Origin of the sequence: Mucilaginibacter sp., assembly GCF_036568825.1 — a bacterium.
Lineage (GTDB): Bacteria > Bacteroidota > Bacteroidia > Sphingobacteriales > Sphingobacteriaceae > Mucilaginibacter.
This window is the reverse complement of sequence record NZ_DATCRU010000035.1, coordinates 24,087-38,827: the sequence shown is the minus strand read 5'-3', so window position 1 is coordinate 38,827 and position 14,741 is coordinate 24,087. Positions and strand designations below refer to the sequence as shown.

At 42.5% G+C, this 14,741-nt stretch carries 12 protein-coding genes; 8 read left to right on the top strand and 4 right to left on the bottom strand.

Annotation, left to right across the window (positions count from 1 at the left end):
- Position 1: 1 nt before the first annotated feature.
- From VIM89_RS07710 to VIM89_RS07700, 3 genes are all read left to right on the top strand, one after another.
- On the top strand, positions 2–1,504 hold the full coding sequence (locus tag VIM89_RS07710) for an NADH-quinone oxidoreductase subunit N (protein ID WP_488155567.1): 1,503 nt from the start codon (positions 2–4) through the stop codon (positions 1,502–1,504).
- 111 nt (positions 1,505–1,615) lie between these two features.
- A complete protein-coding gene (locus VIM89_RS07705) occupies positions 1,616–2,926 on the top strand; it encodes an ammonium transporter (RefSeq protein WP_488155566.1) in 1,311 nt (436 codons plus the stop codon).
- A 136-nt stretch (positions 2,927–3,062) separates the two neighbouring features.
- Complete coding sequence (locus VIM89_RS07700; protein ID WP_488155565.1) at positions 3,063–5,036, top strand: amidohydrolase family protein; 1,974 nt, start codon at positions 3,063–3,065, stop codon at positions 5,034–5,036.
- 218 nt (positions 5,037–5,254) lie between these two features.
- Here VIM89_RS07700 and VIM89_RS07695 read toward each other — a convergent pair whose 3' ends face one another.
- Positions 5,255–6,538: a Gfo/Idh/MocA family protein gene (locus tag VIM89_RS07695; RefSeq protein ID WP_488155564.1), complete on the bottom strand. Its 1,284-nt coding sequence runs from the start codon at positions 6,536–6,538 to the stop codon at positions 5,255–5,257.
- Positions 6,539–6,650: 112 nt separating this feature from the next.
- Between VIM89_RS07695 and VIM89_RS07690 the strand changes: the two genes are divergently transcribed.
- Complete coding sequence (locus VIM89_RS07690; RefSeq protein ID WP_488155563.1) at positions 6,651–7,079, top strand: nuclear transport factor 2 family protein; 429 nt, start codon at positions 6,651–6,653, stop codon at positions 7,077–7,079.
- Between the two features lie 187 nt (positions 7,080–7,266).
- Positions 7,267–9,174, top strand: coding sequence for a class II glutamine amidotransferase (locus VIM89_RS07685; RefSeq protein ID WP_488155562.1), 1,908 nt, complete (start codon positions 7,267–7,269; stop codon positions 9,172–9,174).
- 273 nt (positions 9,175–9,447) lie between these two features.
- Here VIM89_RS07685 and VIM89_RS07680 read toward each other — a convergent pair whose 3' ends face one another.
- Complete coding sequence (locus tag VIM89_RS07680; RefSeq protein WP_488155561.1) at positions 9,448–10,101, bottom strand: LysE family translocator; 654 nt, start codon at positions 10,099–10,101, stop codon at positions 9,448–9,450.
- A 184-nt stretch (positions 10,102–10,285) separates the two neighbouring features.
- On the opposite strand from VIM89_RS07680, the gene VIM89_RS07675 reads away from it, so the two are divergent.
- Both VIM89_RS07675 and VIM89_RS07670 read left to right on the top strand, forming a co-directional pair.
- Positions 10,286–11,761, top strand: a complete 1,476-nt coding sequence (locus VIM89_RS07675) for an MFS transporter (RefSeq protein ID WP_488155560.1) — start codon at positions 10,286–10,288, stop codon at positions 11,759–11,761.
- A gap of 86 nt (positions 11,762–11,847) precedes the next feature.
- Positions 11,848–12,315, top strand: a complete 468-nt coding sequence (locus tag VIM89_RS07670) for a deoxycytidylate deaminase (protein WP_488155559.1) — start codon at positions 11,848–11,850, stop codon at positions 12,313–12,315.
- Positions 12,316–12,378: 63 nt separating this feature from the next.
- Here VIM89_RS07670 and cmk read toward each other — a convergent pair whose 3' ends face one another.
- Entirely contained in the window at positions 12,379–13,041 is a 663-nt protein-coding gene (gene cmk / locus VIM89_RS07665) for a (d)CMP kinase (protein WP_488155558.1), read from the bottom strand.
- 253 nt (positions 13,042–13,294) lie between these two features.
- Here cmk and arfB point away from each other — a divergent pair, with 253 nt between their 5' ends.
- Positions 13,295–13,705 (top strand): alternative ribosome rescue aminoacyl-tRNA hydrolase ArfB, encoded by a 411-nt coding sequence (gene arfB / locus VIM89_RS07660; RefSeq protein ID WP_488155557.1) that lies wholly within the window; start codon positions 13,295–13,297, stop codon positions 13,703–13,705.
- Here arfB and VIM89_RS07655 read toward each other — a convergent pair.
- Positions 13,702–14,670, bottom strand: a complete 969-nt coding sequence (locus VIM89_RS07655) for a lipid A deacylase LpxR family protein (RefSeq protein ID WP_488155556.1) — start codon at positions 14,668–14,670, stop codon at positions 13,702–13,704. The two genes, arfB and VIM89_RS07655, sit on opposite strands and share 4 nt — an antisense overlap.
- Positions 14,671–14,741 lie beyond the last annotated feature (71 nt).

The following is a 14,741-nucleotide window of genomic DNA, read 5'->3' as shown; positions in this document are numbered from 1 at the left end:
AATGAACGACCTGTTACCATTTTTACCGGGGCTGCTGAAACAAGTTTTTGAAGGCGTCCCTCTTTTCATGCCCGAAATCTACTTGTCGGCCCTGTTCGTGGTACTACTGGTAACAGACCTTATTTTCGGAAAGAATTCTGCATGGATATGCAAAATCATCGCCTGCGGCGGACTGATCATCGTAGCGTTGAAAGACGTAGAGCAATTGAAATTTGTTGTTGATGAAAACCAATTGTTTTTCTATGGTATGCTTTTTTTACACCAAAAGACTGTTGCATTTAAGCTGATGATCGATGTGTTGTCTGCTATATTATTGCTTTATTTTAATTGGGACAACCAACTCGCATCTCACAAAAAAGGATTAACCGACCTGTATTCTATCGTCATAGCTACTGTATTCGGAATGCACTTAATGATAATGGCAACCAACTTGTTGTCTATTTATTTATCAGTCGAAATGGTTTCCATTGCATCCTACCTGATGGTAGCTTACCGTGCCGAAAATGGCATCAGCAGCGAGGCCGGGCTAAAATATGTGCTGTTTGGTGCCACGTCATCTGCCATTATGCTGTACGGCATATCCCTATTGTATGGTTTCGGCGGATCGCTTAATTTTTTTAGAGGTAACTTACTGCCGGGACTAATGCAGGTTAATCCACTAGCGGTTTCGCTGGCTTTATTGTTATTCCTTGTTGGGATAGGATTCAAACTCTCATTTGTACCCGTGCATTTTTGGGTGCCCGATATTTATCAGGGAGCTCCTGCGCCGATCTCGGCATTTTTATCTACTGTAACCAAAATAGCTGCATTCGGACTATTGATCAATTTCCTGACCCCTTTTGTTTTCTTTCCCGGGTTTTCTAAAATTTTTGATTTTGGATTGTTCCTATCGGTAGTCGGTATTCTAACTATGATCGCCGGCAATTTCGCAGCGACATTGCAAAAGAACTTAAAACGCATGCTGGCTTACTCGAGCATTGGGCATACAGGCTTTGCTCTAATGGCACTTGTCAATTTCAATGCCGACAAACAGGGCATCACCGCACTTACTTTCTATTTATTTGCCTATTCATTAGCTAATATTGGTGCATGGATGCTGGCAACTTACTTTTCCAACACAGCAAATGCCGAAAATATGGACGATTTTAAAGGATTAGGCTTTAAATATCCCCTCGCAAGCGTCGCTTTTGTTATTATTTTGATCTCTCTCACCGGAATTCCGGTTACTGCAGGCTTTTATGGTAAGTTTTTGGTGTTTTCTTCGGTATATACCGTCTACCAGGCATCACATAATGTATGGTTTTTGCTATTAATGATCACCGGAGCCGTCACAACTGTCGTTTCTTTGTTCTATTATATCAAAATCCCACTGAATTTATTCCTTAGAAAGACAGAAAGAACCACTGGTTTTGCCTCAACAAGCAATTATTTATTAATATCAATTGCAATTATTTCATTATTGGTAGTTTGTTTGGGTCTTTTCCCGGATTTTTTAGTTAAATAATTGCAATTTTTAAAAATATTAGCTATTTATTGAAATAATTTAAACGATTTCAGAATTTTTTAGAAAAATTAGTAATTTGCGCTCCGCAAAGTGAACCGATTTTTCTAAATTATGAAGCGTTATTTTCCATTTGCCTTAATTGTAGGCATCCTGATCCTGACTTTTATTTTCCCATCAGTTGAACTTCACAATAAAGCGGGCAATCCAAATTTTAACACCGGTGATATCGCCTGGATGCTGATGTCAACTGCCTTGGTTCTTATTATGACACCGGGCCTGGCATTTTTCTACGGCGGTATGGTGAATAAAAAGAATGTGATCTCTACCATGCTGCAAAGCGTTATTTGTATGGTGATCATTACCGTAATGTGGGGAATATTCGGGTTCAGCCTTGCCTTTGGCGATACGCTGGGAGGTGTGATCGGTAACCCATCAACCTATTTTATGATGAGAGGCATGCTGGGTAATGCAACATGGAAACTGGCGCCAACTATTCCTTTGTTGCTGTTTGCTATGTACCAGTTAAAGTTTGCCATCATCACCCCGGCGCTCATCACCGGTGCATTTGCTGAACGTATCCGCTTTAATAGCTATATCATTTTTCTTTGCTTATTTTCTATCTTCATATTTTCACCATTAGCACACGCTACCTGGCATCCGGACGGTATTTTGTATAAACTTGGTGTACTCGATTTTGCAGGAGGAACAGTAGTTCACATGTCGGCCGGATGGGCTGCTTTGGCATCAGCCTTATATTTGAAGCGCCGTAATGAAGCGAACCACGCGCCGGCCCGCGTTACCTACGTGATCATCGGTACAGGACTTTTATGGTTTGGCTGGTTTGGCTTCAACGCAGGTTCAGCTTTTGGAGCAAATCATTTAGCCGTAAATGCGCTGGCTACCAGTACAACCGCGTCTGCAGCAGCAGGCTTAACATGGATATTTTTTGATATGCTGCTTGGTCGTAAGCCATCGGCAATGGGCACTTGTATCGGTGCCGTTGTGGGTTTGGTTGCTATTACCCCCGCAGCAGGTTATGTTTCAGTGCCTCACTCCCTTGCGATAGGTATTATTTCGGCAGTGGTGAGTAACCTGGTAGTTGAATGGCGCACCCGCACTTCAATTGATGATACACTTGACGTATTCCCATGTCATGGTGTAGGCGGTATGGTAGGTATGCTGCTCACCGGCGTATTTGCCCACCAAAATGTTAATTCTGGAAACACTACCGGCGACGGTTTATTCTTCGGGCATACCCATTTGTTTTTTGTGCAATGTATTGCTTTGGTAGCAGCATCAGTATTTTCGTTCTTCGGATCACTGCTGTTATTAAAGATCACTGATATGATATCACCGCTGCGTGTGTCTAAAGAAGAAGAAACCATCGGCCTGGATATCAGCCAGCACGGCGAGAAATTGTAATCACCTATAAATACAGTCCGTAGAGACCCCCGATTGTCGGGGCGTTTTTTTTTATAGCTATTTTATCTCCTTCCTGTCACCTGATTTATCATAAGAAATAATAATATCTTTATGGTATCTTATTAAACCTCGTCTTATGAAAAAATATTTATTAACAGCCATCTTCTCAGGGTTTATTTTCAGCTCATTTGCCCAAAATATTTCACCGGATAGCGGAACATTTTTGCTGCACAAGTTTGCCCAGCATATTGGTAAAGAAACTTACCATATCATCAATAATAAGGACTCAAAAGATTATATATCCGATTTTAAGTTCGTCGACCGCGGATCACCGGTGCCTTTAAAAACAGAGTTGAGGGTAAACCCCGTACTGGAGCCGCTTGGACTTAAAATCAAAGGCAATGTTGCACGCGGCGCGACGATAAATGATACCATCACCATAAAAGGAAATACAGCTCATGTTAAGGTAGATAACGATGTTTCGGACAAAACAGTAAAACCGCTTACTTTTCCTATTGCAGGGTATGCGCCGGTGATTGTGCAACAGGTTTTAATACAATACTGGAAAAAGCATAAGGAACCGGGTAATATCAATACGCTACCGAATGGCTCGGTACAAATTCACCGTGATGGCGCAGATACACTCACTTTTGAAGGAAAACCTTTGATACTGGAAAGATATGCCATAGGTGGATTGATCTGGGGGAATGAATTTGTATGGACCGATCGCCAGGGTCAATTAATAGGCGTAATCACTAACGACGCCGAGTTCGATAAGTTTGAGGCGATGCGCGAAAAATACGAGTCGTTATTACCAATCCTGATAGGTAAAACGGCTACTTATAGCATGCGTTTGTTTACCAAATCAGCATCAATAAAAACAGCTCCTGATAAAGTGATTGCTATTAAGGGCGGTACCGTGCTGGATGTGGTGAATGAAAAGACTATGCCGGATGCAGTAGTTCTGATTGAGAACGGCATCATCAAAAAGATTGGAAAAGCGGGTGAAATAAATATCCCTTCCAATGCAAAAGTGATCGATGCAAAAGGTAAAATGCTGCTGCCCGGCTTATGGGATATGCATGCCCACTTTGAACAAGCCGAATGGGGGCCGGCTTACCTCGCAGCCGGAGTAACGACGGTGCGTGATTGTGGCAACGAGTTTGATTTTATTAATGCGATAAAAGATGCTATAGATAAAGGCAAAGGCGTTGGTCCCGAGATATTGAAAGCCGGTATTATTGATGGCAAAGGCCAATACGCATTAGGCGTAATACAGGCCGATACCAAAGAAGAGGCCATAAAAGAGGTTGATCGTTACAAAAACAACGGCTTTGTGCAGATCAAAATATACAGCTCGGTAAAGCCCGCTATTGTAAAAGCCATCTGCGATGAAGCACATAAACAAGGATTGACTGTTACCGGGCATATTCCGATTGGAATGACCTTACAGCAAGGCGTTGATTCAGGTATGAACATGGTGAACCACGTGCAGTATGTGTATTCCATCATGAAACGGAATAAAGACCGCTCAATTGATTTTAACGATTCGACCAGCGTAGCTGCCATTAAGTTTATTAAAGACCATAATGTGGTGATCGACCCAACCGTAGGCGTTTTTGAAATGAGCTTCCGGAATATAAATGATGATATTACTGTATTAGAGCCGGCGTTTTATACTTTGCCATTGCCACTACAGGCTATGCTGAAAAACACAGGGCAGGATTCTGCCGGCGCCAAAAAATTCAAACCGCTTTATGAAAGCATGGTGAAGATCGTTAAGGTGATGCATGATGCCGGGATAACCATAGTCGCCGGTACGGATCAGGGTTTCCCGGGATTTAGTGTTCCCCGCGAATTGGAGCTGTATGTACAAGCGGGTTTAACCCCGGCTGATGCGATCCAGACGGCTACCATCACACCAGCCAAAGTAATGAACATGGATAAGCGCACCGGCTCAATTGATGAAGGCAAAAAAGCAAACATTATCATTGTAGATGGCGATCCGCTAAAAAATATCCGTGAGATACGCAATGTGACCACTGTTATCCAGGGCGAACATGTTTATGATCCTGGCGCGTTACATAGGCTAGTGGGGTTTAGCAAATAAAAACATCACCATGTCATGCTGAATTTATTTCAGCACCCCATCATAAAGGTATGCGACAGAAAAGTATGCAGTTAGAGACTAGGCGTAGACTAAGCATGCGTAAATGTCCTGTGGGGTGCTGAAATAAATTCAGCATGACGAGTTTAATTTTAATAGCGATGGGTTTCAAACCCATCGCTATTTTTTGAACCCTCTCCTTTGGAGAGGGCAGGGTGAGGCTAAACCCGCCATTCCTTCCTCATCTCCCGGCTTGTCAATTTATTAGCCTCCGCATCATCAAATTCCTCTTTTAAGGGATCCCATTTTAACGGGCGTTTCAATTCGTAAGCAATATTACCCATGTTGCAAACCGTAGCCGTACGGTGACCGATCTCCACATCACAAATCGGCTTGGTGCGGTTGCGCATTGCCTGCAAAAAGTCTTTATAATGATTCTCGCTGTGATAAACATGCTTTTCGTTAGCACCGATCACCTGGTCTTTTAATTCAGGCGGAGTAGTTTCCAGCTTGCCGCGTACTACGTGTACTTCGCCCTTGGTGCCGACAAAGTGTACACCATTATCACCTTGTATTGGTTCATGGGTCATCGTAATTCCGTTCGCATATTCATAAGTCAAAAACTGGTGATCTTTATCAGGTGGTGTTACTTTAATTGGTCCGCTGCCATCCATATCCAATCCCCATTGGGCAATGTCAAACATGTGTGCGCCCCAGTCGGTCACATAGCCGCCTCCGAATTCTTTATAGTCACGCCAATGGGCCCAGAAATCGTCGGTCAGGCTTGGCGCCAGGTTGTGATTATATACCTGCGGTGCATTCGGCCCCAGCCAGAATTCCCAGTTCAAATCAACAGGAATAGGTTCTGCAGGAAGGTTATAAGGCACGGGCGGTCCGCCAACATTTACTTTGATTGTCTTGATGTCACCAATATACCCATTCCGCACCAGCTCCACCGCCTGCCTGAACTCCGGCCACGAGCGTTGCATACTTCCTGTCTGGAATACGCGTTTATGTTTTCTCGATTCATTCACCATCGAACGCCCTTCCTTAATGGTAAGAGACAGCGGCTTCTCACAATAAATATCCTTTCCGGCTCTCGCTGCCAAAATAGCGATCACTGAGTGCCAGTGATCGGGCACAGCAATCACTACCGCATCAATATCTTTTCGCACAAGCAAATCGCGAAAGTCACTATAAGTGGCGCAGCCATCTTGGGTCCCATAAAATTGATTCACTTCACTGGCAAATTGCTTTAGCTTACTGCCATAAACATCTGCTGCGGCAATGATCTTCACCTCTTTTGTATCCTGGAATGATTGTTTGAGGCCAAACGCCTGCTTGCCTGTCCCGATATGGCCTATACTGATTAGGTCACTGGGTGGGATAAAACCTTTTCCACCTAAAACAAAGCGCGGAACGATCATAAAGGAGGAAATAACGGACGCCTGCTTTATAAACGACCGCCTGTTGATGGCATTTTTGCCGTCTTGCTCATTTTTCATAATTGGTTTGATATAAGTTGGTAGGATGGCTAAATATAATTGAAAATAAGGAACATGTGAGTAATAATTTGGAGACAGATATTGTAAATTAGACAACACCAAATAGCCCGTTATGAAACGTTTATTGCCGATGCTTGCCGCTGTACTATGCTGCTTTAATTGTTTTGCTCAAAACAAGGACGCCGAAACACTCAAAAAACTAAATGCTGACTGGATAGCATCCTACGTAACCCGCGATACTGCTAAAATGAGCAGCATATTTGGCAATGACCTGGTGCTTATAAATCCATCCGGAAAGAAATATCATAAGAAAGACATCCTGAAAGGGGTGATGAACCCCGGCAAGAAATTTTTATCTACCCATGTAGACTCTGTCGACGTCCGGTTGTTCGGGAACATCGGGATTATCAACGCAAAAACTTCGGCTACCGTTAAGGCAGAAGGTAAGACAAGCACTTCAAAAGTCTGCTACATGGATGTGTATGAGAAACGCAAGGGCCGGTGGTATGCTGTAGCAGCTCATGTTACTTTATTGAACTGAATCACGAACATAGATCATGCTGGAATAAGTAAATGCCAGCCTCTTTAAAATTTATCGGGCATCAAATCGTTTTTGAAGTATAGGCTGCAATGTTGACGATCCTGTGCAAATATTAATGCAATTTGATGACATTGTTAATTTAAAGTTCCAACATTAAAATTGTACTTTTGCAGCCTCATAACAAATCATGAGCGATCAGATTAAACATGAATGCGGTGTGGCATTTATCCGCTTACTAAAGCCACTCTCTTATTACCAAAAAAAGTACGGCACTGCGCTGTATGGTTTAAACAAGCTTTACCTCTTAATGGAAAAACAGCACAACCGCGGCCAGGATGGCGCAGGTGTTGCTACTATTAAGCTGGATGTTGAGCCCGGCAAACGCTATATCAGCAGGCACAGGTCGATGGCCTCAAATGCTGTAGCCGACATTTTTGAGTATATCCAGAAGAAATTTGCCGATATACAAAAAGAGCAGCCCGAAAAGCTGGCCGATGCAGAATGGCTGAAGGATAATGTGAGCTTTACCGGCGAGGTTTTATTGGGCCACCTGCGTTATGGCACACATGGTAAAAACAGTATCGAAAACTGTCACCCGTTTTTACGTCAGAATAACTGGCAAACCCGTAACCTGGTCATAGCAGGTAACTTCAACATGACCAATGTTGATGAGTTGCTGCAGCAGTTGTACGATCTGGGCCAGCATCCGAAAGAAAAGGCAGATACGATTACCGTATTAGAGAAAATCGGCCACTTTCTGGATACTGAGAATCAGGGTTTGTTCGATCAATATAAAAGAGAAGGATTAAATGATAATGTTGAGATCAGTAAGTTGATAGCTAACGATCTTGATGTTACAAAAATATTGCGCAGATCGGCCAGGAACTGGGACGGTGGTTATACCATTGCCGGTATATTCGGTCATGGTGATGCCTTTGTAATGCGCGACCCGTCGGGTATCCGCCCGGCATTTTACTTCCAGAATGATGAGATCGTTGTAGCTGCTTCGGAGCGTCCCGCTTTGCAAACTGCTTTCAATGTTTCAATAGAAGATATCAAAGAGATTCAGCCAGGTCATGCCCTGGTTGTTAAGAAAAGCGGAAAGGTTAGCGAAGAAATGTTCAGCGAACCGCTGGAGAAAAAATCCTGCTCCTTTGAGCGTATCTACTTCTCTCGCGGCAGCGACTCTTCCATTTATCGCGAACGTAAACAATTGGGCCGTTTACTTTGTCCGCAAATATTGGATGCGGTTAATAACGATATTCAGAATACCGTATTTTCCTACATTCCAAATACTGCCGAAGTAGCTTTCTATGGTATGGTAGAAGGTGTGCACAAGTACATCAAAAACTATCAGAAAGAACGCCTGTTGAACCGCGAGGATAAGATCACTGATGAAGAGCTGAATGAAGTATTATGCCTTGCGCCACGCGTAGAGAAGATCGCCATTAAAGATGTGAAGCTTCGCACCTTTATTACCCAGGATGCCGACCGCAGCGAAATGGTGGCACATGTATATGATACTACTTACGGACTCATTAAAGAAAATGATGATACGCTGGTTGTGCTTGACGACTCTATCGTCCGCGGTACGACTTTGAAACAAAGTATTCTGAAAATATTAGACCGTCTTGGTCCTAAGAAGATCGTGGTGGTTTCATCTGCACCGCAAATTCGTTACCCCGATTGCTATGGTATCGATATGTCGCGCATGGGCGAATTTGTTGCTTTTGAAGCGGCGATCAGTTTACTGAAAGAACAAGGTAAGGACGATATTATCCTTGATGTTTACCAAAAATGCAAGGATAGCGCCTCGTTACCAAAGGAACAAGTGGAAAACTATGTAAAGGCTATTTATGAGCCATTTACAGACCAGGAAATATCCGACCGTATCGCGAAGATCATCACACCAAAAGAGATCAGCGCCGAAGTAAAAGTGATCTATCAGACCTTAGAAAATCTGCATAAAGCATGCCCTGAACATACCGGCGACTGGTATTTCTCAGGTAATTTCCCAACCCCGGGCGGTAACAAAGTAGTGAACCGCGCCTTCGTAAACTGGATGGAAGGAAAGAACCAGAGAGGATATATGTGATTTGGTGAGTAGTGAGTAGTGAGTGGTGAATGGTTAATAGTCAATAGAGGCCTAAAAGCTACCAAATAAAAAATTATGTCATTTCGAACCCGCTGATGGGATGTGTAGTGGCTGCGGGTGAGAAAACTTATACGCCATGCATTGTTCGCCATACATATCGCAGAAGATTTCTCTTCACCCCTTTCGCACTAACCCTTCCCGGCTCATCATCGACATGGATTTTTTTGGAAATGATCGGGTGGCGACTCACCATTCACTACTCACTATTCACCCCTAAGAGGCGAACGGCGCAAACACCCAATGCGTATAAAGCTTATCGAATAAGATCAGCGAAGCGATAATCAAAGCGATCCCGGCAACTTCATTAAGCCGGTGAACAAATTTTACGGATATTCTGTCCCTTAACTTATTGGCGTAAAACGCTTTGGTAGTATCCAGGCCAAATTGAACGATCAGTATCGTTAAAAACATCACCGCAATTTTTAATGACCTGTTGGGGACAGAATTGACGTATAATGTACTGGCTGTACCTACTACAACGGTCCAGTGAAACAATAGAGTAGGGTTGAGGATGCACATCAGGAAACCTTTAAGAAAATAACCTGTTTGTTTTAACTTTGACGGAACGGTGTTGTTATAATTTACTTCTGATTTCTTAAAGATATAATAAATGCCCAGGACAAAGAGAATAGCGCAGCCTATCATGCCTGCGTTCTGCTTGTCATTATTGGAAATATCAAAATACTGTGATCCAAACAGAATAGCGCCAACAAATACCACATCGCTGGTTACTACACCCAATGCCAGGGCGACACCGGCATGGAAGCCTTTTTCGATGCTCGTTTTTATTAATGCAAAAAAGACAGGACCTGTCAAAAACGTAAGCACTAATCCAATCCCAATCCCCCTGATTATAGCTTCTATCATTAATTATTTTAGGCTTTGGAAATGTTGGTTGCCATTAGCCGGGAACGAATATGCAACTTTTAGCAGTAAACAACCAAACCTAAAATTCGGATTTTATTATTAAAAAAACTATGTGTCGATTTCTAAAAAATAATCTTTATGTTAGTGCTTTTATAATAAAATCTAAATTCAACCTAAGATAGTAATGGAACAAAACAAACCTAAAGGTAACTCGTCAGCCTTTTTTACACTCACAATTGTCTTTTTCTTTTGGGGGTTTGTTGCAGCAAGTAACGACATCCTGATCCCGGTATTTAAGGAGAAACTTCATTTGCAGCAATGGCAGTCGCAGATGATTTCGTTTGCCTTCTACGTAGCTTATACAGTAGGTGCAATCATTTATTCATTTGTGTCTAAGTTGATCGGTGGCGACATCTTGAATAAACTCGGATATAAAAACGGTATCGTATTAGGATTGATCATTTCAACCATCGGCGCTTTAATGTTTTATCCGGCTGCACAAAGCGCATCGTTCGCATTGCTTATTACAGGTTTGTTTATAATTGGTTTGGGTTATTCGCTTCAGCAAACTGCCGCAAACCCATTGGCTATTATCATGGGTAATCCTAAAACGGGTTCGCAAAGGCTGAATTTGGCAGGCGGGGTTAATAACTTCGGTACTACTATCGGTCCGGTATTGGTTAGTTTGGCAATCTTTGGTTCAGTAGCAGCTAAAACACAAGTGGCAAGTATCGAATCTGTTAAATATCCATACTTGGTATTAGGTGCACTGTTTATAGTTGTAGCACTGATCTTTAAATTCTCATCAGTACCTAACAAAATAGATCACATTACAGAAGAAGATGCAACGACTACTCCTGAAGCAACAGTTGCAGTACCAGTTGCTGCGCCTCGTAAGAGCGCACTTAAATATCCGCAGTTGGCTTTAGGTATGATCGCCATATTCGTTTATGTGGGTGTGGAAGTTTCTACCGCCAGCAACCTGCCTGAGTTTATGAAAGAAAAACTACACACCGCCACCGGCGATATCGCTCCTTTCGTATCACTTTATTGGGCAAGCTTAATGATCGGTCGCTGGACTGCATCAGTAGGTGCATTCAATTTATCGGGAGGTATGAAAAAGGTATTGAACATCGTGATGCCTTATATCGCATTTATCGTTTTCCTGCTCATCAATTTGTTAGCTCAGCATGATGTCAGGCCATTTTATATTTACCCTGCTATAATTGTTGTAATGATCATTGGTGATATGATGAGTAAAGGCAACCCTGCACGTCAGTTATTGATATCATCTACACTTGCTATTGTATCATTAGCTATTGGCATATTAACAGGAGGCATGATCAGCGTATACGCTTTTATAAGCGTAGGATTATTCTGTTCAACTCTTTGGCCAAGCATTTACGCTTTGGCAATAGCAGGTTTGGGAACACATACCAACGAGGGATCTGGTTACCTGATCATGATGATCATGGGCGGTGGTATCATCAGCTTACTGCAAGGTTATTTGGCGTCTCCAAGTTTATTGGGTATCCAATTGTCATACATTGTAGGTATCGGGTGTTTTGCATACCTGGCATTCTATGCTGTAAGAACCAAAGCCGTTTTGATCAAACAAGGCATCGATTTTGATGCCATAGAAACAGGAGCAGGGCACTAATAAGTTAGAGATTAGAGATTGGTTAATTAGTGATTAGTTAGTATATCCCGAATTAACTAATCTCTAATCACTGATCTCTAATCACTATGAAATTAACTTTCGATCATATCTTCATGAATTTGGCGACCGACCTGGCCCAGCGCTCACACTGCGTTAAGGCACAGGTCGGTGCTGTTTTAGCTAAAGACACAAGGATTATTTCTATAGGCTATAATGGCCCGCCAGCAGGAACTCACAATTGCGACGAGGAATGGCCGGAAACCGGTTGTCCTCGTGATGCCCGCGGAAGCTGCTCACTTGCCCTGCATGCCGAAGAAAATGCCATACTATACGCTGTAAAAAACGGCGCCAACCTGGAAGGCTCGACCTTATATACTACGCTCTCTCCATGCCTGCCTTGTGCAAGATTAATATTCTCAGCCGGAATAAAACATGTTTTCTTCATGAAATCCTACGCCCAATACAAAGGCCTGCCCAGCGACGAAGGCGTTGATTTCCTGAATCGTTTTGGGGTGAAGGCGGAGAAATTTGTTGTTGAGGATTACACCGATTAGTTAGAGATTACACCGATTTTGAAGTGCAATAATCGGTGTAATCATAATTAGTAATCGGTGTAATCATTTAATCTTATCCAACGCAAACTGTAACTGCTCATCCGGCGTCATATTGGTATTATCCAGTATAATAGCATCAGGAGCCCTCACCAGCGGACTTTCAGCTCTGGTAGTATCCTGATAATCCCGGTGCGCGATGTTTTCAAATACTTCTTCGAGTGTAATGTTTGGATTCTTTTCCTGTAGCTCTTTAAATCTTCTTTCTGCCCTGACTTTCGGGTCGGCGGTCATGAAGATTTTTAGCGTAGCGTCGGGGAATACCGTAGTGCCGATATCCCTGCCATCCATCACAATGTTTTTGGAGCGACCCATACGCTGTTGTTGCTTTACCATTTCGTGCCTTACCTCGCGTAATGCGGCTACTGAGCTTACATTGTCAGAAACAGGCATTTGTCGAATCTCCTCAGAAACCTCTTCATCGTTTAGTGTGATATGGGTTTGATAATCGCGAGCGTGAAAGTTGAGATGAATGTCTTTCAGTGCATCTATGATCTGATCATGATTAGTCAGATCAACATTGTGACGCAGAAAATAGAGCGTTACTGCGCGGTACATGGCACCGCTATCGATATAAATAAAATGAAGCTTTTTGGCTAATGCTTTGGCTAAGGTGCTTTTACCACAGGAAGAATAGCCGTCAATAGCTATCACAGTGTTATTACTCATCGGAGGACTAATTTAAGAAATTTTTGTGAGTGGTTGATATTGGTTGTAGAGGTTATAAAGGTTATAAAGGTTGTAGTAGTTATAGAGGTTATAAAGGTTGTAGTAGTTGTAAATGTTCAAATGGGTAGCTGCAAGAATTGACTTAAATACTTACTTTGGCAACAGATTAAATAAATGATAAGGCTAATCGTGCATTACCACTACAACCTTTATAACTTTTATAACCCTTATAACAACTACAACCAAACCAAAAATGAACTTCACTAAAAACGACCTCCAAAAAGAGGTCACCTATAAAACATCACGAAGCGGGGGCAAGGGCGGGCAAAACGTAAATAAAGTATCCAGTAAAGTAGAATTATTGTTTGATATAACTCAGTCGAATTTATTTGACGATGAGCAAAAAGCATTGCTTCTTGCCAAACTGCAAGGCAGATTAAACAGAGACGGCCATCTGCAGGTAATGAGCGAAGAGGAGCGGAGCCAATACCTGAATAAAGAAAGAGCGCTTGAAAAACTTCAGTTGATATTAGCGCATGCACTTCATAAACCTAAAGCACGAAAGGCTACCAAGCCGAGTAAGGCAATGATCGAAGCCAGGCTAGCAAAAAAGAAACTGCAATCGGCTAAGAAAGCAAACCGAAAAGGTGGCTTTGACGATTAATCAAACCGGTATAGTATAGTAACTGAACCCCATTGATCAGCTTGCCGCATTTCTTTTACATCTTTGGTGTGAAGTAAAACCGCCGCATCGATCACAAACCGCTTACCAGAATAACCAAGGCCTATCTCGTTACTGAAAATAAAGCGTTCCGGATCAAGGGTCACTTCTATGCTATTTGCTTTACGCGAATTAAACAAGCTTCCCTGGATAGTAGCATCATAACCAACCACATTTATTTGCGGTTTATAATAAAAGAACAGTTCTCGTTGGTTTAGCGGTTTAAACGACTGTGATTTTATCGCAGTACTCTGTGTGCTTAATGAGTTGAAAAGCTGATTGAAATCACCCAAACGGAACATCGGACCGATACCTGCCCCGGTAAATCCGTTACCCAAATTAGCGTAGCTGGTCAGCGAAACGTCTGCCCAATCAGCCCTTGCCAGCAGGCGATTATATTCTGCAGACAGGTTCAGTTCAAAATCGTTATCGATCTGGTATTCCCATCCGGTCGGCTTATAAAGGCCGAAAGCCCGGTGAACAAATTCTTGTATCGGTCGACCTAAAGCAGCAGGGCCAACTATACCTATTTGCGCTCCCAACTTTAAATTACTTTCATCTTTGTACAGCAAGTTTAAGTTCGACCCAACAAAAAGATAAGCCGCAAAAGGGCGATCGATATATTGCGGGTCGTCGACACCGGTAAAGTTGATGCTGCCACTATGCGGGTTATACAGCTTTTGCCCAAACTCAAATCCTAAGACCTTATTTTTCAGTTTAGCAGTGTCTTTCACATTTAAAGCATGGCGGAAATAAGCAAAGTTTCCGGCAGTGTAATATTTGTCTGCACCTTGTGCCAGGTAAGAATCGTCATCTGTTTGGATACCGATCTCATTGCTGTGGGTTTGGGCAAACACTTTTGTGCATAGGATGAGGCACAAAAAGAAACAAATTGCTTTATAGGTCATTGATCTCATTCAACAAATAAAGGCTAAAATAAAAAAAGCTTCCCGGAATACGGGAAGCTTTTAAAAACTTA

Coding starts and splice junctions, on each gene's coding strand:
- VIM89_RS07700 (WP_488155565.1), top strand. CDS start 3,063: ATGAAAAAATATTTATTAACAGCCATCTTCTCAGGGTTTATTTTCAGC.
- VIM89_RS07675 (WP_488155560.1), top strand. CDS start 10,286: ATGGAACAAAACAAACCTAAAGGTAACTCGTCAGCCTTTTTTACACTC.
- VIM89_RS07695 (WP_488155564.1), bottom strand. CDS start 6,538: ATGAAAAATGAGCAAGACGGCAAAAATGCCATCAACAGGCGGTCGTTT.
- VIM89_RS07705 (WP_488155566.1), top strand. CDS start 1,616: ATGAAGCGTTATTTTCCATTTGCCTTAATTGTAGGCATCCTGATCCTG.
- VIM89_RS07655 (WP_488155556.1), bottom strand. CDS start 14,670: ATGACCTATAAAGCAATTTGTTTCTTTTTGTGCCTCATCCTATGCACA.
- VIM89_RS07685 (WP_488155562.1), top strand. CDS start 7,267: ATGAGCGATCAGATTAAACATGAATGCGGTGTGGCATTTATCCGCTTA.
- VIM89_RS07670 (WP_488155559.1), top strand. CDS start 11,848: ATGAAATTAACTTTCGATCATATCTTCATGAATTTGGCGACCGACCTG.
- cmk (WP_488155558.1), bottom strand. CDS start 13,041: ATGAGTAATAACACTGTGATAGCTATTGACGGCTATTCTTCCTGTGGT.
- VIM89_RS07710 (WP_488155567.1), top strand. CDS start 2: ATGAACGACCTGTTACCATTTTTACCGGGGCTGCTGAAACAAGTTTTT.
- VIM89_RS07690 (WP_488155563.1), top strand. CDS start 6,651: ATGAAACGTTTATTGCCGATGCTTGCCGCTGTACTATGCTGCTTTAAT.
- VIM89_RS07680 (WP_488155561.1), bottom strand. CDS start 10,101: ATGATAGAAGCTATAATCAGGGGGATTGGGATTGGATTAGTGCTTACG.
- arfB (WP_488155557.1), top strand. CDS start 13,295: ATGAACTTCACTAAAAACGACCTCCAAAAAGAGGTCACCTATAAAACA.